This is a genomic window from Marinomonas sp. S3726, from assembly GCF_000967665.1.
Taxonomy (GTDB): Bacteria; Pseudomonadota; Gammaproteobacteria; order Pseudomonadales; family Marinomonadaceae; genus Marinomonas.
Map to the genome: position 1 here is coordinate 83,441 of NZ_JXYC01000020.1, position 18,890 is coordinate 102,330.

At 40.4% G+C, this 18,890-nt stretch carries 15 protein-coding genes; 8 read left to right on the forward strand and 7 right to left on the reverse strand.

Annotation, left to right across the window (positions count from 1 at the left end; translation table 11 throughout):
• Nucleotides 1-4: 4 nt before the first annotated feature.
• From TW85_RS16410 to TW85_RS16420, 3 genes are all read left to right on the forward strand, one after another.
• Complete coding sequence (locus TW85_RS16410) at nt 5-1,390, forward strand: reverse transcriptase domain-containing protein (RefSeq protein WP_046018215.1); 1,386 nt, start codon at nt 5-7, stop codon at nt 1,388-1,390.
• Between the two features lie 158 nt (nt 1,391-1,548).
• Nucleotides 1,549-2,151 carry an SLATT domain-containing protein gene (locus TW85_RS16415; RefSeq protein WP_046018216.1) on the forward strand — a complete coding sequence of 201 codons (603 nt, stop codon included), beginning with the start codon at nt 1,549-1,551 and terminating at the stop codon, nt 2,149-2,151.
• Nucleotides 2,152-2,169: 18 nt separating this feature from the next.
• Nucleotides 2,170-2,517, forward strand: a complete 348-nt coding sequence (locus TW85_RS16420) for a hypothetical protein (RefSeq protein ID WP_046018217.1) — start codon at nt 2,170-2,172, stop codon at nt 2,515-2,517.
• Nucleotide 2,518: 1 nt separating this feature from the next.
• On the opposite strand, the gene TW85_RS16425 is transcribed toward TW85_RS16420, so the two are convergent.
• The 3 genes from TW85_RS16425 to TW85_RS16435 all read right to left on the reverse strand — a co-directional run bounded on the left by TW85_RS16425 (nt 2,519) and on the right by TW85_RS16435 (nt 7,839).
• Nucleotides 2,519-3,802 carry an integrase family protein gene (locus TW85_RS16425; RefSeq protein WP_046018218.1) on the reverse strand — a complete coding sequence of 428 codons (1,284 nt, stop codon included), beginning with the start codon at nt 3,800-3,802 and terminating at the stop codon, nt 2,519-2,521.
• A gap of 629 nt (nt 3,803-4,431) precedes the next feature.
• The gene (locus TW85_RS16430; protein WP_046018219.1) at nt 4,432-6,246 is read right to left on the reverse strand and encodes a BCCT family transporter; all 1,815 of its coding nucleotides are present in this window, start codon (nt 6,244-6,246) and stop codon (nt 4,432-4,434) included.
• A 345-nt stretch (nt 6,247-6,591) separates the two neighbouring features.
• On the reverse strand, nt 6,592-7,839 hold the full coding sequence (locus TW85_RS16435; RefSeq protein ID WP_046018220.1) for an MFS transporter: 1,248 nt from the start codon (nt 7,837-7,839) through the stop codon (nt 6,592-6,594).
• A 418-nt stretch (nt 7,840-8,257) separates the two neighbouring features.
• Here TW85_RS16435 and TW85_RS16440 point away from each other — a divergent pair, with 418 nt between their 5' ends.
• Nucleotides 8,258-9,085 carry a helix-turn-helix transcriptional regulator gene (locus tag TW85_RS16440; RefSeq protein ID WP_046018221.1) on the forward strand — a complete coding sequence of 276 codons (828 nt, stop codon included), beginning with the start codon at nt 8,258-8,260 and terminating at the stop codon, nt 9,083-9,085.
• A gap of 77 nt (nt 9,086-9,162) precedes the next feature.
• On the opposite strand, the gene TW85_RS16445 is transcribed toward TW85_RS16440, so the two are convergent.
• From TW85_RS16445 to dctP, 4 genes are all read right to left on the reverse strand, one after another.
• Nucleotides 9,163-9,996 (reverse strand): carbon-nitrogen hydrolase family protein, encoded by an 834-nt coding sequence (locus TW85_RS16445; RefSeq protein ID WP_046018222.1) that lies wholly within the window; start codon nt 9,994-9,996, stop codon nt 9,163-9,165.
• Nucleotides 9,997-10,078: 82 nt separating this feature from the next.
• The gene (locus TW85_RS16450; protein ID WP_046018223.1) at nt 10,079-11,374 is read right to left on the reverse strand and encodes a TRAP transporter large permease; all 1,296 of its coding nucleotides are present in this window, start codon (nt 11,372-11,374) and stop codon (nt 10,079-10,081) included.
• Complete coding sequence (locus TW85_RS16455; RefSeq protein ID WP_238326236.1) at nt 11,374-11,871, reverse strand: TRAP transporter small permease subunit; 498 nt, start codon at nt 11,869-11,871, stop codon at nt 11,374-11,376. Before TW85_RS16455 ends, TW85_RS16450 begins: the two co-directional genes overlap by 1 nt.
• A 137-nt stretch (nt 11,872-12,008) precedes the next feature.
• A complete protein-coding gene (dctP, locus tag TW85_RS16460; RefSeq protein ID WP_046018225.1) occupies nt 12,009-13,034 on the reverse strand; it encodes a TRAP transporter substrate-binding protein DctP in 1,026 nt (341 codons plus the stop codon).
• 998 nt (nt 13,035-14,032) lie between these two features.
• On the opposite strand from dctP, the gene TW85_RS16465 reads away from it, so the two are divergent.
• From TW85_RS16465 to TW85_RS16480, 4 genes are all read left to right on the forward strand, one after another.
• A complete protein-coding gene (locus TW85_RS16465) occupies nt 14,033-14,818 on the forward strand; it encodes an enoyl-CoA hydratase/isomerase family protein (RefSeq protein WP_046018226.1) in 786 nt (261 codons plus the stop codon).
• Nucleotides 14,819-14,820: 2 nt separating this feature from the next.
• Complete coding sequence (locus TW85_RS16470; protein ID WP_046018227.1) at nt 14,821-16,995, forward strand: acetate--CoA ligase; 2,175 nt, start codon at nt 14,821-14,823, stop codon at nt 16,993-16,995.
• A gap of 2 nt (nt 16,996-16,997) precedes the next feature.
• On the forward strand, nt 16,998-17,813 hold the full coding sequence (locus tag TW85_RS16475; protein WP_046018228.1) for an enoyl-CoA hydratase-related protein: 816 nt from the start codon (nt 16,998-17,000) through the stop codon (nt 17,811-17,813).
• 225 nt (nt 17,814-18,038) lie between these two features.
• Nucleotides 18,039-18,887: a 3-hydroxybutyryl-CoA dehydrogenase gene (locus TW85_RS16480; protein WP_046018229.1), complete on the forward strand. Its 849-nt coding sequence runs from the start codon at nt 18,039-18,041 to the stop codon at nt 18,885-18,887.
• The last annotated feature ends 3 nt before the right edge of the window (nt 18,888-18,890 follow it).

Here is an 18,890-nt window from a genome sequence, read left to right on the forward strand (position 1 = left end):
AGTTATGGATGATATTCTAGAAAAATATTATAACAAAAGAAATTTGACTGATGTTTTTGAAAAGCGGCTTAAAAATAAAAGTGGAAAAGGTATTGATGGTGTTGACTCTATTTTGTTTTATAAAAATATTGAGTCGAATTGTGATAATTTAATAAAGAAAATAGCTTCGAATAACTATCGATATACTCCGTATTTGGAAATATTGAAATCTAAAGGTAGAGGCAGAGAACCAAGAGTTATTTCTAAACCAGCACTTAGAGATAAATTAGTATTATCAGTTTTGAAGGATATTTTACATAATACGTTTCCCAATTCAGTTTCTAAAAAACTTCCAAATGTTATTATTCGAGACATTGTTAAAACGATTTCTAAAAATGAAGATAAAGAAGTTTATTTTTTAAAAATCGATATAAAAACTTTTTTTGATAGTATTTGTAGAGACTTATTGCTTAATAATATTAAAACTAAAGTTTCTTCAGATAGCTTATTTTTGCTCTTGAGAAGAGCTATATATAATAAAACAGTACCTATAGATTATCGAAAGAAAGACTCTTCTAAATACCGAAGAGAAAAAGGAGTTCCTCAAGGTTTAGCCATATCAAATGTTCTTTCAAGTATATATTTAATGAATTTTGATGATTTTTTTTATGATAAAGGAATTTATTATGTTCGATATGTAGATGATATACTTATAATTTCGGAAAAAAATGATATTGACTATCTTCATGGAGAAGTAGATAGGCTTATGGGCGAGCTTTCATTAGAAACTCATTCAGACGAAAAAATAGATAAAGGAAAGATTACTAACTCATTCGACTTTTTGGGGTATTGTATAGAGTACCCCAAAGTTAAGGTTAGAAAAGCAACAGAAGAAAGGTTTATTGCTAGCTTAGCTGCATTATTCACAGATATGAAACATAATGCTATTTGGAGAGAAAAGAACTCTAATGGTTTAACTATGGATCAATTAAAAACTGCATTTATTTTTAAACTTAATGAAAAAATTACAGGTGCTATAAGTGATGATAAACGTTACGGATGGGTCTTTTATTTTTTAGAAATTAATGACTTTAGTCTCTTGTATAAAATTGATTTTATAATTAGAGATTTGTTTAAAAGGCTGAAGGTATTTGATTTTACTCCTCCATCAGAACTAAAAAGTTTGGTTAAATCATACTTTGAAGCAAAAAATAGCCCTTATAGTGGCTATATTCATAATTATAACATCTATAATACCAATGAAGAGAAGTTATCTTACTTGATTAAAATGGGTTATATAGTTGAGAAAAGTAATAAATCTTATACCCCTGAACAAATTGATAAACTATTTAATCAAGTTAAAGGTAAAAGTTTAGTGAATTTAGAAGCTGATCTTGGTAGTATGTCATAGCGCACTACCTACATACGATATGTCGTATGAAGGCTCCCATCTTAAGATGATGAGTTAATGTAACCTTCTTTTTGTTATACAATTTTTACTCTTAAGAGTAAAAAGTTAAACTTGTGAAATTATTAGGTAGTGCGTACCATTTTTCAATGGACTTTATTATGAGTGAATTTTTAGAAAAGTTAAAGCATAAAGTATGGAGAACTAAAGGTTGTAGGTTTAATGCTAATAGACGAATTTTAAGAAAACAAAGTATAGTTACTTTTGTTACAACATTCTCTTCTATACACTTACTTGCTATTTCAGTATTGCAACTAACTAACACCTTCGGAATAAGTACAGATAATTCTTCATACCTTTCATATGTTTCAATAATTTTAGCAATAATTATTTTATCATATGGATTACATGAAGGCGGAAAAAATTATGGCCTCCAGGCTGAAAAGCATCATTCTTGCGCTTTGGAAATTGATCAGTTTTATAATAAAATTTTATCTTTAGAATCGAATGTTAATGAGAAAAAATTATCTAAAAAATATGCTTCGTTGCTAGAAAAGTACTCTTTTAATCATCTTCCTATAGATGATAAATATTTTCAAACACAGCATCCGAAAGATTTTGGTTTTGATGATTTTCTAGGTTTTTTTAAAAAACAATTAATCATTTTTCAATATAAAATATTTGATGTTTTGTTTGCTATTCTTTTTTCTTTTCTTCCAGTTATGCTTACCTTTCTTATATTGGTTTGTGACTTTAATTATTAAATTAAATTGGAGTTTAAAGTGATATATTTAAATAATGATGAAGCAAATCAGGAGAAATATTTTTCCTTTATCAACGATGTTGTTGGGATTTTAGCAATAACTCTTTCAGCTACAGCCTTGCAATTTAAGCATCCTCAGCCTTTTGCATATTTTTTTATATTTGTTTTGTTTTTATGGACTGTTTCAAAAATAAAAAACTATTCTGCGTTTGCTAGAATCAATCGTAAAAAGTATAAAGGCTTTATAGGTGGTTCTTTTTTAATTTGGAAAATGAAAATATACTTGTTAGGTTTTATATCGCTTACTCTTATTGCATCAGGGCATTTATCAACAGAAAGTATTTATACCGTTCTAAATTTAAAATGATTTAGAAAGACTTAATTAAAGCGAGCTTTTCTTCTGGGCTCATCTGACTTAACAGCTCTCTAATATCAACTTCAGCGTTTTTTTCCTTATCCCTCTTTGGTCCATTGAGCAAGCTGTCCTCAATCGCTTGAGAGGGTTCTCTCAGTTCTTCAGCCGTTAATACTGTATAGCCTGCGGTAACATCATTTCTTTGGGTCTTGTGGTTCAGTAGCCTCTTTATAGTGTATGTCCCGACTCTTAATAGCTCTGCGGTACTGGTAAAGGTTCTACGCAGGTCATGCAGAGTGAATTGAATACCTGTTTCATTCACTATCCTTGCAATACACTTTTTCGGCTCTCTGATATAACCGTGTTCATTGTCAGCTTGAAAGACGTACTCATTGTTAGTCTCAGCTTGTCTGCGTTTAAAGATGCTTAAAAGATGGTCTGATATAGGAAGTTCTAGCGGACTTCCGTTTTTAGTTTCTTCAACATAAAAAGAGCGTTCTTTAAGGCTCACTGTTTTCCATTGAAGGGATAGTAGCTCAGTCTTTCTTAATCCTGTAAAAAGCGCCATTTCAACAAAATCACAAACAGCCCTCATAAAACAATCTGATTCAGAACGTATTTTATCTAGTCCCGTTAATAGAGGCTTAATCTGACTCTTAGTGATGCGAGTTTGTTTTCTGGCAACGTGGTTCCATTGCTTCCTGTGGCTCAGAATTTCAACAGGGTTGTATAGAAAGATAGGTCTGTCTTGCGCGTTTTTATATTCAAACTTGGCAAAGTTAAATAGTGCTCTTAGAACCCGCATACAATAATCCGCTTGAGCCTTACTGCTTTCAGTAAGAAACGCGTGCCTATCTTTGATTTGTGTTTCAGTAATGTCAGCGATAGGTTTGCTTTTCCAATCGTCTAGATAAGTTCGCATGATTTGATCATAACCACGCAAACTTGAAGTGGTGAGCTCCTTTTGTGAGATGTAATCTTGATAGACTTCTAATAAAGTGATTTTTGATTTGGCTTCAATTCGTGCCTGAACATTTGGGTTGATGCCATGAGCTAATTTATCAAGTACAGCTAATGCTTTTTTACGGGCATTCTCAATACTAACGGCAGGGAACTGACCAAGGGTGACACTTACAGGTGCGTTTTTACCTTTTACTCTTTTGTAGACACGAAATGACTTTCGACCAGAGGGTAGAACTTCAATTAATAGTCCATCAATTTTGGTGTCTTTTACACGAATTCGCTTATCAATTGCTTCTAGTGAATTGATGGCTTCTTTGGTGAATTTAACGTCCATTTTGATCTCCTGATTTTGTTTCTGTGCTACATCTGTGCTACAAAATCTATCAAAACAGGTAGACGTCTACAATCCTTTATCAAAAAATAATTTCTATAAGTGTTTGAAAATAAAGATAAAATATACGTTTATCAACTTCCGTATAACTGCGTCAATGAGTCAAAATAGAAACTCATAATCGGCAGGTCCCGTGTTCGAGTCACGGTAGGCCCACCATATTAAAAACCGCAGTTGATTTATCAGCTGCGGTTTTTTTTATGTCTGTTTTCTAATTCGTAGATAACTTCTTATTCTCCTTCTTCCCATGTTATTAAGAAAAGGCTGGTTATTCTTCTTACTGGTTTTTACTCTCTTGAGATACTTTTATTGAGCTGGAGCTCAATGGTATACATTACCACGCAGAGCATGGTAACGAGGTGGTTCACTTGCTTAAAAATTGGGTTGAGGCACCTAATTCACTAGGTCTTTTCTTATTTTTTTATCTACTATGATTCTGCCTGCGATAAAGTACCCAATAGAGCTGTAAATATACGGCTCTATTGGGTTTTTAAGGTTAATTTAATCACTCGTTTTTTTAGGTTTTTCTAGCGATAAATTTTTAGCTATATTTTCTCTGAGATGAGTTTACGCTACTTTTCTTGTTTGATTTCTTGCTTGAGTAACAGGCTATCGACGTACATGGCTTTGCACATGGCAATCATCATTAAGCCTAGGATCATAGCAAAGGGCAGTGCGCCTATTATCATGGCATTTCTTAGTGCTTCCATAGGGTTGTTATCGCCTGCGGCTAAAAGCAGAGTACCAATGACGGCAGTGAGGATGGCTCCCCAAACAATGCGATGCTTAATGCCTGCATCTTGATCGCCACCTGACATGATTGTATTCATAACAAGAATACCCGAATCAGCCGAAGTGATTAGGAATGTGAGAACCAAAATGACGCACATAATATTAACCAGTGCTAAAAACTCACCTTCTAATAAGTAGCCTAACGTTATAAATAATTTATTTGTATTTGAAGCGTCAATAATTGATCCATCTGCAACGCCACTTAATTCAAGGTCAATCGCTGTCGCACCTAATATTGTCATCCAAGCAAAGCAAACCAAAGAGGGTGCGATGACACAGCCTAAAATGAATTCACGAATCGTCCTACCTTTTGAAATTCGAGCAAGGAATAAGCCGACAAAAGGCGCATATGCCACCATCCAAGCCCAATAAAAGGTTGTCCAGCCTGCTTGCCATGCAAATTGACGGCCTTCATTTCCTGCTATATAGGCTTGTTTAAGAGTACTTTCATCAAGTGCTGCTGCATTATCGGATAAGCTTGATAAGAAGCTTTGATAACTTCCCCAAGCATTCGTTGAGTTAGCGAATAGTTCGCTTGAAAATGCTTTTGCAGATTCAGGGATGAGATCTAAATATTGAGATTCATTCATTGGTAAATAGGCATTAAATGATAGAGAAATATAATGCAAAATATAATCAACAAACGCAGTGCCATAGGTGGTCATCGCAAAGAAAAATGAACCAAAGAAAACGAATATTAATAACAAGAATATAGATAAAATTAAATTAAGGTTAGAAAGGTATTTAACCCCTCTTCCGACACCTGATACAGCAGAAACAATTGATAAAATCATGATTAATGCTAAGCCAGCGATTAACCCTGCATTACTGGGTGTTGGTATATCGCCACTGATATTCATGATCCATTCAATGCCAGTAATAGTATAAATACCATCAATTAACTGGCTCACACCAAAACCAATTGTTGTTGATACAGCCAGAATAGTGGCAACAACACCTAATATATCAACGATATGTCCCAATACACCATTTGCATATTTACCGATTAAAGGTGCTAAAGTCGATCTTAATGTTAGAGGCATTCCTCGGGTATATGAACAATAGGCTAATGCTAAACCGACAATGACAAACACGCCCCAAGTATGAAATCCATAATGAGCAAAGGTATAACGATAGGTAGGTAAGAGAGCCTCAGCCGTATTGGCCTCAACTTCTTGAGCTAATATTGCGGGGTTAGATGCCCAAAGGCCTAAGGGTTCAGCGGTCGAAAAAACCATTAAGCCAACACCTAAACCGGCCCCAAACATCATTGAAAACCATGAGAAGGTTGAGAATTCTGGCTTATCACCGGGCAAGCCCATTACGCGTTTTCCTATTGAAGGAACAAGCGCAATAAAAATGAGAAAGCATGAAAAAAGGCCAAATAAGATGATATAGAAGGCATTAAAGTTTTCGAGTAGGGACCACTTTATGCTCCCAAGTAAGTTGTTAGTTGACTCTGGCCACAAGAGGGCCCAAAGCGCTAGGGCAATAATAATACTCTTACTTCCTAGGGCGATTGGAACACTATAGTTTTGATAAAACCCCGTGTCAGACTTTTTTATAACAACATCAGTAAACTCTGGTTTTATCATATATTTCTCTCATTATTTTATTTATTAGAATTAAAAAACTAAACAGACAAGAGTAATTATACAAAGACGTAAAAGTTATTAAATTTCGCGAATTTAAAGTAAATTGAAACTAGTTTAAGCGAGTTTATGCTCTTAAAGCGAAGGTTAGAATGTATATGTTTTGATTAGATCTAAATACTTCTATAAGTACATTAATAAAAAATATTGATTGATAAGTTTATCTTAAGAAAAGATTAAAAACTGTATTTTATAAGGTTTAACTCAGGCTTTTTATTCGCTTAATACAGATATTATTGTGGTTTATTCTTTCAGAGTTGTCGAATCTGACCGTCTAGATCGAGATACCTAATTTGGTGCTGGTCTTGGCTTTACCATCAATGTTTTAAAATAAATATAAGCCGTACCAGCGAGGCAGATACACGCCATGGCGATCATCAATAATATGAGGTAGTTAACGCTAGGTTCATACTCAGAAGAGATGGCCGAGCCTATGACGATATAAGATGAGGTTAAGGTGCCGTAGATGGCGGCAGAGTAGCCTGTTTTCGACTTATCTACCTTCATGAAGGCATAAACAAGGGCATAGCAGTGGACGACACTTAGGGCAAAAATAAAGGCTGAGTAGCTTAGAGAAAAGAGAAGGATAAACGCCATACCTTGGGTTAAGGTACTTAGGTAGCTAATCAATGCCGCCAGAATAGACAAAGAGCTCCATTTAAATAGCCCCTGCATTACATTTGTTTCTCTTAAAAACCTTAGGTAGTAAAGCCTCGCGAACACAGATACCAATATTAATAAAAAGCAGATGATGCCAAAGTTTAACGAGCTGAGCTGTGCCTCTTCTATGAAGATGAAAGAGGCGATTTGATAAAAAATTACCATGGCAACCACGGCGCTAATGCTGATAAAAGAGCTGATGGTAAATACTAAGTTTGTCAGCATGGCTTTGTAGTTTGTGTATGAGGTTTTTACAAAGTAGGCAAAGCGCATTTTTGTTACGGCTTTATCGGTTTGTTTAGCCGTTTGGGGGAATAAAAAGTAGGTCGAAACAAAGAGGATAAAACCAATAAAGGCCATGCTGCTAAACACTTGATGCCATTGGCCAAACTGGATGATAAGGCCGCCCACTATAGGAGAAAGAGCAGACATGAGAGTAAAACCCAGTGAAGAGAGTGGCATGATGGTTTTGAGTCTGTCTTCTGATACCAGCTCCCTCGCTGTTGCAAAGCCAATAACATACATGGAGGCACAGCAAGCCCCTTGAATAAAGCGATATACATATAAGGTTTCTATCGCATTGGTGCTGACTATGGCGAGGCTTGTTAGGCTAAACACGGCACTCGTGGCTAATAAAACTTTACGCTTATCATAATGGGAAATGAGCGCCCCAAAGAAGAGTTGGCAGCTCCAAAAGCCAATGGCAAATAAGGTGATGGTTAACTGAACTTGGTAAAACGGTGCTTGAAAAAGGCTTTTAATTTGCGGTAAAGAAGGGGCGTATAAATCAAGCGCAAAAAAGTACATGGACACTGTAATGACAAGAAAATAGATAGATTTCTTTTCTAGCAAAGAGAAGGGCTTGTTGTTTTCCATTCAAATAAAATCCAATACCTGGGTGTGTTTCTCTTCTGTCTTAATTGGCTTAAGTAATCGGTTCGAGTCATTGGCTTAAATGCTTGTGCTTTCTTTCATGAAGCCTTTGCTGATTCTATCCTACTCTATTCCTGTCAAAGAGTAAGCCTGTGCTTCTGATGATTATCTTGAATATGATATGTGTGATGAGCGAGTTGTGAGCATGGATAACACAGAAGAAAGTATCTGGCTCCCAAAATATTTCTGGGTGAGCCTGAATCAAAATTATATTTTTGCTTTAACGTCATTAAGTTAGAACGATAAAAAGTGTACTATTATTCAATTAACTGATGTGTCTTTAAATATCAGTACCTAGTTACTAACGTCTTGTTACTAAATAGGTAAATTGAGCTGAATCCGACTATGGACCCAATGAGAGATGAATAAACAGAATTTTGCCGATAACCTTAGATTACTCTGCAATTATAAAAAATCTATCTCAGAAGTGTGCCGCGAGTTGGAGATTAACCGCCAACAATTCAATAAATACTTAAGTGCTAAAACCACGCCTTCTGGCAATAATTTACGCCGTATCTGTGACTACTTTGGCTTAGAAGAGCACGAGATTTATCTGCCCCATGAAGAGTTTGAAGAGATCATCAGGGTTAGACCAGTTCATGAGTTGAATCTCGCTTCCATGAATCGCCCTGAGTTGCATATTATTGACCAGCTGATGACAAGTTCGACCATGGATTTGTCCAAGTACGAAGGCAGCTATCACATTTATTATTACTCCACCTCTTTTCCGACCCAGATCCTCAAGGGTTACGGCATGATATTCAAAGAAGATGGGCGCTATTTTATTAAGTGGATAGAGCGCCTTTCGCAAAAAGACAAATCTAGTCATAACGATTTTATTTATAAGATTAAAGGCATGGTGACAGGCTTAGGTAACCGTATTTTTATCAGTGGTTACGAAGAGCTACTGCAAAACGAAATGATACATGTGACCTTGTTTCCGACTTATAAGAATAAGGTGTCTCTGTTATCGGGTTTGATGTTAGGTGTATCAGGAACAGATGCTAGAGAACCTGTGAGCCAAAGGGTGATTCTGTCCTATTTAGGAAAAAACTGTAATCACAAGGAAGCCTTAAAAGCATGCGGCATTTTTGAAGAAGATTCCGGTGAGATAGAAGAACAGATTCGTAAACATATAAGTAATGATCTCGACCCTGAAGAGAAGGTGTTTTACGCAAGGCCACTCTAGTTTCTCGTTCAATTTCAATCTATAAAGCCCCTTATCAATGACTTGATAAGGGGCTTTTTAATGTTGTTATTTCTCGCTTATTTATTTTCTGAGCTACGCACTGGCAAAACATCATAATCGGCTAAGGTATCACGTCGATAAGGAATCTCTTTTCGTACCTTGCTGATCACCTCTCTGTCGACTTCAACAAGATGGAAAGCTTCCTCTTGCCCAAAGATGAGTGGTTGTACTTTATTATCCACCCAAGGCGGGCAAATAATGGATTGGCCAAAATGATCGCCACTTTGGTTGATGCTCATAAAATAAACCTGATTCTCTAGGGCGCGGCTCACCACAAATTGCTTCCAAGTATGGAAGGACAAGTCTTGGGCGAAGGCCACAGGATGCAAGATGACATCGACTGAGAACTCACCACACAGACGTCTGATGAGTTCTGGAAAACGCATGTCATAACAAATGATAATGCCAGCACGCACGCCATCCACTTCAAATACAGATAAGTGGTTGCCACGCTTAAAGTATTTAAGCTCAGCCGCATCACCGTATTCGGCTGTGTGTATCTTGTCATAATGGGTGAGATACTCACCATTACGGCCTAAAGTCACTTGGCTAATATAGGCATCACCGTCTTCTTTACGAGGCATGCCATAACAAATAGCCACCTTATTTCTGCGACAAAAACTGGAGAACTTGTCATAGGTTTCACCATAGAGCTCTTCACTAAAGGTGTCTATGTTCTGAAAGTTTTCAGCCGAATACTCCATGGTGGAAAGCTCGGGCAAAACGACCAAATCCACGCTTTTATCTTTCAACTCTGTCTCTAATTTAGTGATAACAGTGTCGATGTGTTGTAGTTGTTTTTCTCGGCTATCTATCGCCGGAATATGAATCTGACAAGCTAATATACGCATACCAGAATGACTCCATTAGGTTTATTTAATAAAGCGTGTTTATTAAAAATTGCTTGATAAAAAGAATTTCAAATCTTAGTGACTAGCCTAAAAGCAGCTCAGGTAAAAAGAGTGATAATTCTGGAATAAAGGTGGTTAGCATAAGTGTGGGTAACCAGGCGAAAACGATAAAAATCAAGGTTGGTTTCATCATCTTATTAACCGGAACTTGTGTCACTCTGGCGCCTAAATAGAGCAAAGGAGCAGTAGGAGGCGTAATGTTTGCCATACCTAGGTTAACGCCAAGCACGGCGGCAAAGTGAATGGGGTCCATGCCCACACCGGTGACAATTGGCAGTAACAAAGGTGTTGAGAGTAGCAAGCCACTGATGTCATCCATCAGCATGCCGATTAAGATCATCACCAGATTCACCATCAAGAGAATCACAATCGGGTTATCCGAGACAGAATAAACCAACTCTTGGGCAATGCTTGGGATGTCTTCAAAGACTAAAAAGCGGCTAACAATCAGCACCATAAAGATCATCACCATGACCACACCAACAGTGACACCAGCATTACGCATGGTGTCTAAAAAGGTGCGCCAAGTTAGGCCTTTATAAACATAAATACCGATCGGAATGGCATAGATAACCGCTACTCCTGCCGCTTCTACTGGGGTCATGATACCGCCGTAAATGCCGCCCAAAATGATGGCTGGCATCATAAGCGCAGGAAAGGCTTTAAAGGAGCGAGTTCGGAACATAAGGCCGAAATTATCGACTTTTTGCCCTAGGTTTAGTTGCAAGTCTTTCTGACGACGTAGGCAAATGTAGTTAACGATAATCAGCAGTGTGATCAGAATAATGCCTGGAATAACCGTTGATAAAAATGCTTTCAGTACCGATTGCTGCGCTGCCCAAGCATAAAGAATATGGGACGAGCTTGGTGGAATCAGTAAGCCTAGCGGGCTGGCGCTGACAATAAGCGCTGCCGATAATCCTTTAGGGTAATTGGCCTTTCTTAAATGGGGCATCATGATGCCACCAATACAAGTCAGGGTCGCGTTGGCGCTGCCTGAGATGGAACCAAAGATACCACTGGCAATCACTGCTGCAGCGGATAAACCACCTCTTAAGTGGCCAACAAACATCTCCGCCAGACTCACCAAGGGCGCGGCAATTCTGCCTTTCTCCATAACCGCACCCGCAATGATAAACAAAGGGATAGCCAATAGGACTAAGGAGTTCATTTTCCAGTGGCCAGTCGGGAGATAACCTGACACTTCGTGGCCACCCATGGAAGCCAAAAACATGAGTACACCGCCAAAGGCAATGGGCACACTCACACCAATTAGCAAAAGCATGCAAAGAATAAAAAGAGTACCTGCAATAATCATTATAGAGCGTCCTGTAATGCTGGCTGTTGTTGTGTTTTAGGGCCATTGCTTAACAGCAGATAAAGGTGAAGCGCGGTATAGATAGCCATCATTAGAAAACCAAGGAAAATACCAATACGAGGCACCAGAAATGGGATTTTTAAAGCGATAGTCGATTGCCAGTTTGGGTAAGTATTAAACTCTTCCTGGCACATTAAGAAGCCCCAGTAAGCCACAACGACGACTATGCATAACTCTATGACCTCAACGAGGATAGAGCGCCACCAAATAAGCTTGGGGTCTTTAATTAGGGTGCCAAGAATATCGGCATTAATATGGGCTCTATCATGGCTGGCGACAGCACTTGCCATAAAAAACATCCAGAAGGCGATTGTCATCAGCCATTCTTCATAAGCAAACAAGTCCGCCCTAAAGCCATATCTAAAAATCACCACAAAGAAAAAAGTGAGCGCCATGATGGTGCCTGACGCGATAATGATGCCGTTCATTAACTTCATCAATAAGTCCAGTGGTATCCGCAGCCCGGAGGGGAGTTGATTCGTATAATTTGCCATGAAATGAGCCTTACTTTAGTGAACAGATAACTTGAAAGCAGAGTATGGGTGGGAGGCTCCCATACTCTGAATAGGACTGATTAGTGAGAATCAGCCTTGATGCGATCAAGTGTGTCCTTACCGACAGTGGGTTCAATCTGAGGCCAGATTTCAGCTTTTACTTTCTCTTTCAGAGCAAGTTTTTGAGCATCAGTAGGCACAAGGACTTCATAACCTTTATCGACTAATTTAGCGCGATAGATTTCGTCATTCTTCTTATTCATATCGAACAATTGATCCGCCGCTTTGGTGAAGGCTTTAGACACAACAGTACGTTGCTCTATGGTCATCTTGTTCCAAGTTTTCTGTGAAATATAGTAAGAAGAGATATCGATAATGGCATCGTTAGCAATAAAGTATTTACCCACATCACTGACAGCGAAGATGGTGTAAGTTGCTTGGCTAGTACAGCAAATCGCGCCATCGACTATGCCTGATTGCAATGCAGGGAAAATATCGCCCCAAGCCATAGTTGTTGAGCGATAACCCATCATTTCAACGAGGTTTTTCACTACGTTAGAAGACCAAACACGTATGTTCATGCCTTTCTCGCCGACACCTTCCCAGTTCTTTGGCTTTTTGTTTGCCACAATACCGGTGAAGCCTTCAGGAATGTTTTCCATTAGGTGAATGCCAAGCTTGTCTAAACGCTCGCGCATGATCTGGTTGTAGGCAGAATTTTTGTTACGTACCACGCTGTCCATTTCAGCCCAAGAACTAGCAAGATAAGGCAGTGAGTTGATCTCAAGTACAGGGTCTTTATGTGAGTAAATAAAGCCTGCCACCATATCAATGTTGCCACGGATACTGTCTTCAAACAGTTCTTCACCAGAACCTAATTGGTTCGCTGGGAAAACAGAAACTTTTAGACCAACATCCGCTGATTCAATGTCCTTCTCAATTTGCTTCATCATCTTGGTGCCTGGATGATCTAAAGGCAGTGTGCCTGCAAACTTTAATCTAAGGTCTGCTGCTGAGGCCGACATAGCAGTGGTAAGTGCGATTAAGGTAGCACCAGTGCAGAGTGTTCTTTGCACATTTTTGCTTAGGGTGTTGAGGTTAAACATCTAGATTCTCCAGGAATTGTTGTTATTAAGTTTGGCATAATCTGGCTACTTCACTTGATTTACCTAACTCTCTGATTAAAAAGAAAAGTTAGAAATTCGTGAGTACTAAAGAAGTAAAAATAAGGTATCTAGCATTGATGCTAGATTAGAAAGTTCATTATTATTACAAGAGAGGTATAAGGCTTAACCTTGTTATCTTTTCTTGTAGTAAGCCTGCTGGCATTACCTTTAATCTTGAAGTGTTTCTATCTGTTTTATTCTCTACTTCAGAAGAGTTTGTTTGGGTGTGTTGCCCTTAACTAACTCTGTTTCCACTATAGGCTTGGAGTGAGTTGGGGTTCAATTTCGCCCTCTATGGTTACCTGACGCAAGTTTGAGCCTTTGGTGCGTCGATTTGCTCACCTTGTTAATGGTTACCTCGAGCGATTAAAAGGGCTAAAAAGACTCGTTTTTGCTTTTCTCATTTAATCGGATAGGCGTTGCACTTTAATGGTGCCTTTATTGTGAGTGCGCTGGTATGAATGACAGGCTAGGTGTGAGTGATTTGGCGCTGAATGAGCGTCAACTTGCGTCAGTTTTTGACTGATTGCGAAATTGTCGAGCCACCAAGCAGAGTCCTATAGTTTATCTAACAATTAAAAAAATAACGCTGTGGGTAATCTTGTATGTCAGGATTGAATGAAACATTAAGCAAGTTGACGCTCTCTTTTAGGCTAAAGGCCTTAAAAAGGGGCTTGCTCTTATCCTTGCCTCAGCGCTTATTCTCACCTTTAAAGGCCTCTACTCAAGGACTGTCACTGATAAAGGGAATGGTATTTCTGTTATCTGTGTTTCAGCTTAAGTTGCCTATCTTGATGCGGCCTGGCCATTGGAGCCGTCGCGGTAATACCGACTAGTTCCTCTCGTTTTTTATTAAGCCTAAATCCCATCCTACTTTTGCCTTACCTTTTCCAAATAGGGCGAGAGGGGTTGCTTTGATTCAAAAATGCGAGATAACCATGAAGTTTGAAACCCTAATTTATAACAAAGCAGCGAATTATGTAGAGATTCGCTTTAACCGCCCACACAGGCTAAATGCTGTGGTGGAACTATTTTACCAAGAGTTAATTGCTGCCCTTGCTCATGCTGAAGCGGATGAAGAGGTACGTGCGGTATTACTGACAGGTGAAGGCCGCGCCTTTTGTGTCGGTGCGGATATGAAAGAGCATGGGGCAGGTGAACGTAGTTTGTTTGATCGTCGCCAATATCTACAGCTCGGTAATGATGTGTGTGAAACCATCTTTGAATTAGATAAGCCAGTTGTGGCTGCGGTAAATGGCTATGCCTTAGGCGCAGGTGCTGAAATGGCATGTGCTTGTGACTTTGTCATCATGGCGGAAGAGGCCAAAATAGGTTTCCCTGAAATCAGCATAGGCACATGTGTTGGCGGCGGTGTGACTCAGTTTTTACCTCGTCTGGTGGGGTTAGCAAAAGCCCGCGAGTTGATCTTTTTAGGTAACAAGACTGATGGCAAAGAAGCGGCTCGTATTGGTTTAGTGACTAAGGCCGTAGGGACAGATGAACTTGCGAAAAGCGCCCAAGATTTTATCTCTGAGCTGGCAAGCAAAGCACCTGTTTCCATGAGGTCTGCGAAAAAGCTGTTAAATCAAGCCTCTTATAACAATCTAGATGCCCAGCTCATCCATGAGTTAGATGCGGTGTTTGTGTGTACAACCACGCAAGATTGGCAAGAAGGTGTGGATGCGTTTGCACAAAAACGCGCACCTAAGTTTAAGGGGTGTTAAGCATGAGCACACAATTTAACACCCAATTTAACACCCAATCCTTTTCTTCATTAGAGCAGGTGCTTGCGCCAGATTCGATTGCCATAGTAGGGGCATCGAATGACCCAACCAAACGTGGTTATAAGGCCATGATGGGTCTAATAGACGGCGGTTACCAAGGGGATATTTACCCAGTTAATCCAAAAGCCGACACCATTTTAGGTAAACCTGCTTATGCTTCTGTGAACCTGATTCCTGAAGGTGTGCATATGGCGCTGATTTGTACGCCAGCAAGTACCATCCCTTCTTTGATCAAAGAGTGTGGTGACGTCGGGGTTAAAGGCGCGATTATTCTTGCCAGTGGTTTTGGTGAGGTGAATGAAGCCGGTGCTAAGCTAGAGCAAGCAGTGTTAGAGGCTGCAAAAAAGGCTGGGGTTCGTGTTATCGGGCCGAATACATCTGGTCTTTTTAATCTGCATAAAAAGGTGAACTTACTAGCATTAGATAATGTTAGAGCCGGTGATATCGGCATCATTTCTCAGTCTGGCAACATGCTGTTATCCCTTGCATTAGAAGCGCAATCGAATGGTCATATTGGCTTTAGTACCTATGTGGGCCCAGGTAATCAAACGGATGTTGGCTTTGCTGATTATCTGGCTTACCTAGGGAGTGATAAGCATACAGGAGTGGCGACCTTCTATGTGGAAGGCTTTAAAGGTGGCCGTGCCTTTTTAGACGAAGCAAAACGAACTAGCCAGTTAAAACCGGTTGTTGTCTATAAATCTGGCAGTACAGAAGCAGGTCAGAAAGCGGCGAGTTCTCATACGGGGGCACTTGCCGGTAGTTATCAGATGACAGTGGATCTTCTTCAGCAAGCGGGTGTCAGCGTGGTGGCAAATTCCGATGAAATTCTGCCTGTTGCCGAAGGTTTAGGTTTGATGCGACACGCTTCGGGCAAGCGTGTCGCCGTGCTTGCCGATGGTGGTGGACAAGCAACCATTGCCTCGGATCGTATCTCTGAAGCTGGCCTTGAACTGGCTGAACTTGAGCCTGCGACACGCCTAGCTTTAAGCCAAATTCTCTTTCCTCAAGCCTCCTTGGTGAATCCCATTGATGTGGCGGGTAGTACAGATGCGGCGCCAGGTCTGTTATCCAAATGCATGGAGATACTTGTCGCCGATAAGAACGTTGACATGGTCTTTTTGGTTGGCATGTTTGGTGGGTACGGTATTCGTTTTGCCAAGGAGTTAATCGAAGAAGAGCTACAATGTGCGGATGAGATGATAGCCCTTGCGAAAAAGACAGATAAGCCTCTGATTATCGACAGTCTTTATGCTCATATAAAACCTGAGCCACTTGAGAAACTACGCCAAGCTGGCCTGCCTGTGTATGCCTCTATCGAACATGCGGTCAAGATCATGTCAGCCCTAGGTGAGCGTGGCGCTTATCTTAAAAACAATCAGCGTCAAGCACGAAAAGCCCCTTTAACGATCAATCAAGCCTGTGCCGATAGTCTAGCCAATGCCAAGAACCAAGGGCGAGACTTGTTTGAGTATGAAGCGAAAAACTTGCTGAGTGCTTACGGACTTGAGGTGGCAAAAGAAATTATCGTGCGTAATGAAAGTGAGTTAGAGGGCGTTTTTGCTGAGTTTGGTGATATCCCGCTGGTGATGAAGGTGGTGTCCAAAGACATACTGCATAAATCCGATGCGGGTGGAGTGAAACTCAACTTAGTTGGAAAAAACGCGCTTTATACCGCCAGAGAATCCATCTTGGCTTCCTGTCTTGCCTATAACGACGATGCAGATATTGAAGGTGTTTTGATAACCCCAATGGCCCGCAAAGGAACAGAGGTCATTATCGGCATGAGCCAAGACCCAATCTTTGGCCCAGTGCTCATGTTTGGGCTAGGTGGCATCTTTGTCGAGATATTAAAAGATGTGTCCTTTAGAGCCATTCCCCTTAGTCGTTATGACGCCATTTCCATGATAGATCAGATCAAAGCTAGCAAGGTGTTTGACGGTGTTCGAGGAGAATTACCTCTAGACAAAGATGCCTTAGTTGACCTCTTGTTAACCGTCTCAGCCATTGTGGAAAACCACCCAGACATTAGCGAATTAGACCTTAACCCTGTGATCGCCTACGACAAAGCTTATGCCATTGTCGATGCCAGAATCATTGTTTCTCAGGAGAAATAAAGATGACACAAAACTATCAAATCCCGCAATTAAAAGACGCTAAGTTAACCCTTGAAGAGGGGGTGGCGATATTAACTTTTGATCGTCATGATCTGCGCAACGCACTGACTGGCTCTCACTTGATTGATGACATAGTGACAACGGCTAGCTGGGTGAATCAAGAAAAAGCCGTGTCAGTGCTGGTGATGACAGGCGCAGGGTCAGCTTTTAGCGCTGGCGGCAATATTTTGGATATGGCGGAACGTGCTGGCGATTTTGCGGGCGATGTGGCCGAGTGTGAAGAGCGTTATCGTCGGGGTATTCAGCGTATTCCGTTGGCCTTGCAAGAAGTGGAAGTACCTATCATAGCGGCGGTTAATGGACCTGCTATAGGCGCAGGCTTTGATTTAGCCAATATGGCGGATATGCGGATCGCCTCTGAAAAAGCCAAGTTTGGCGAGACCTTCTTAAACCTTGGTATTATCCCTGGGGATGGCGGCGCTTGGTTTATGCAGCGCTTGATTGGCTATCAAAAAGCATTTGAACTCACCCTCACTGGCCGTGTAATTGATGCCAACGAAGCCAAAGCCCTAGGTATTGTTTTGGATGTGGTCGCTCCCGATCAGTTAATGCCAGCCGCTTTAGTTTTGGCTGAGCGTATTGCTAGCCAACCACCTAAAGCCACACGTCTCACTAAGCGTTTGATGAAAATGGCACAACGCACGGAATTAAAAGACTTTTTAGATGTGTGCGCTAGCTACCAAGGTATGTGTCATAACGAGCCAGAACACCTTGAAGCCGTGAATTGTATGTTGCTCTCTATGAATAAAAAGCCATGAGCCAATCACCATGCACAACAGAGTGCTTATAAATTTCAAATTTCGGTCTTAGTAACCCTTTTAGCCCTTCTCGTTCCCTTAGCTTAATACGAGAAGGCCTTGGTTACAGGGAGCATGGCGTTATGCCATGCGCCTTTTTTAATTCTCAATGTTCTTGGTAAGGCTTCTCTCATAAAGAGTGAATAAAGAGCGAGCAATTGCTAAGAAATCGGTAAGGAATAACGCATGAACATTCAACAAATTGGGGTAGTGGGTGCAGGACAAATGGGGGCAGGTATTGCCCAAGTCTGTGCTCAGGCTGGCTATCAAGTCATCATGTTTGACTTAAACGGCGAAGCCCTCGAAAAGGCCTTATCTGGCATAGCGACCAGCCTGCAAAGATTGATCAAAAAAGAAAAGCTCACTATAGATGAGATGCAAGGCTGCTTGGCGAATATCTCAGCCTCAACAGAGCTTAGCTCAATGGCACAAGCGGATTTAGTGATAGAAGCTGCCAGCGAACAAGAGAGCATTAAACAAAGTATTTTTCGACAGTTAGATGATATCTGCCATCCAGATGCCATTTTAGCCACCAACACGTCTTCCATTTCTATTACGCGTCTTGCGGCTGTGACTAAGCGCCCTTCAAACGTAGTAGGGATGCACTTTATGAACCCAGTATCTGTGATGGCGCTGGTGGAAGTTATACGCGGTTTGCAAACTCAAGATGCGGTGTTTGATCAGGTCACCCAAGTGGCAAAAGAAATCGGAAAAACACCGGTGGATGTGAAGGATTCACCGGGTTTTGTGGCCAATCGAATTCTGCTGCCCATGATCAACGAAGGCATTTTTTGCCTGCATGAAGGCTTGGCCAAAGCAGAGGATATTGATGAGGTGATGAAGCTTGGTATGAGCCACCCCATGGGACCTTTGGCGCTTGCAGACCTGATTGGTTTAGATACCTGTTTGAGCATAATGCAGGTGTTATATACCAGCTTTAATGATAGCAAATATCGTCCTTGTCCCTTGCTTGTGCAAATGGTAGATGCGGGCTATTTAGGCCGTAAAACTGGCCGTGGTTTTTATACTTATTAGGAG

What these genes read in the sequence shown, in the direction of transcription:
- TW85_RS16410 (WP_046018215.1), top strand. Translation starts at nt 5, where the DNA reads ATGGATGATATTCTAGAAAAATATTATAACAAAAGAAATTTGACTGAT.
- TW85_RS16415 (WP_046018216.1), top strand. Translation starts at nt 1,549, where the DNA reads ATGAGTGAATTTTTAGAAAAGTTAAAGCATAAAGTATGGAGAACTAAA.
- TW85_RS16425 (WP_046018218.1), bottom strand. Translation starts at nt 3,802, where the DNA reads ATGGACGTTAAATTCACCAAAGAAGCCATCAATTCACTAGAAGCAATT.
- TW85_RS16430 (WP_046018219.1), bottom strand. Translation starts at nt 6,246, where the DNA reads ATGATAAAACCAGAGTTTACTGATGTTGTTATAAAAAAGTCTGACACG.
- TW85_RS16435 (WP_046018220.1), bottom strand. Translation starts at nt 7,839, where the DNA reads ATGGAAAACAACAAGCCCTTCTCTTTGCTAGAAAAGAAATCTATCTAT.
- TW85_RS16440 (WP_046018221.1), top strand. Translation starts at nt 8,258, where the DNA reads ATGAATAAACAGAATTTTGCCGATAACCTTAGATTACTCTGCAATTAT.
- TW85_RS16445 (WP_046018222.1), bottom strand. Translation starts at nt 9,996, where the DNA reads ATGCGTATATTAGCTTGTCAGATTCATATTCCGGCGATAGATAGCCGA.
- TW85_RS16450 (WP_046018223.1), bottom strand. Translation starts at nt 11,374, where the DNA reads ATGATTATTGCAGGTACTCTTTTTATTCTTTGCATGCTTTTGCTAATT.
- TW85_RS16455 (WP_238326236.1), bottom strand. Translation starts at nt 11,871, where the DNA reads ATGAAGTTAATGAACGGCATCATTATCGCGTCAGGCACCATCATGGCG.
- dctP (WP_046018225.1), bottom strand. Translation starts at nt 13,034, where the DNA reads ATGTTTAACCTCAACACCCTAAGCAAAAATGTGCAAAGAACACTCTGC.
- TW85_RS16465 (WP_046018226.1), top strand. Translation starts at nt 14,033, where the DNA reads ATGAAGTTTGAAACCCTAATTTATAACAAAGCAGCGAATTATGTAGAG.
- TW85_RS16470 (WP_046018227.1), top strand. Translation starts at nt 14,821, where the DNA reads ATGAGCACACAATTTAACACCCAATTTAACACCCAATCCTTTTCTTCA.
- TW85_RS16475 (WP_046018228.1), top strand. Translation starts at nt 16,998, where the DNA reads ATGACACAAAACTATCAAATCCCGCAATTAAAAGACGCTAAGTTAACC.
- TW85_RS16480 (WP_046018229.1), top strand. Translation starts at nt 18,039, where the DNA reads ATGAACATTCAACAAATTGGGGTAGTGGGTGCAGGACAAATGGGGGCA.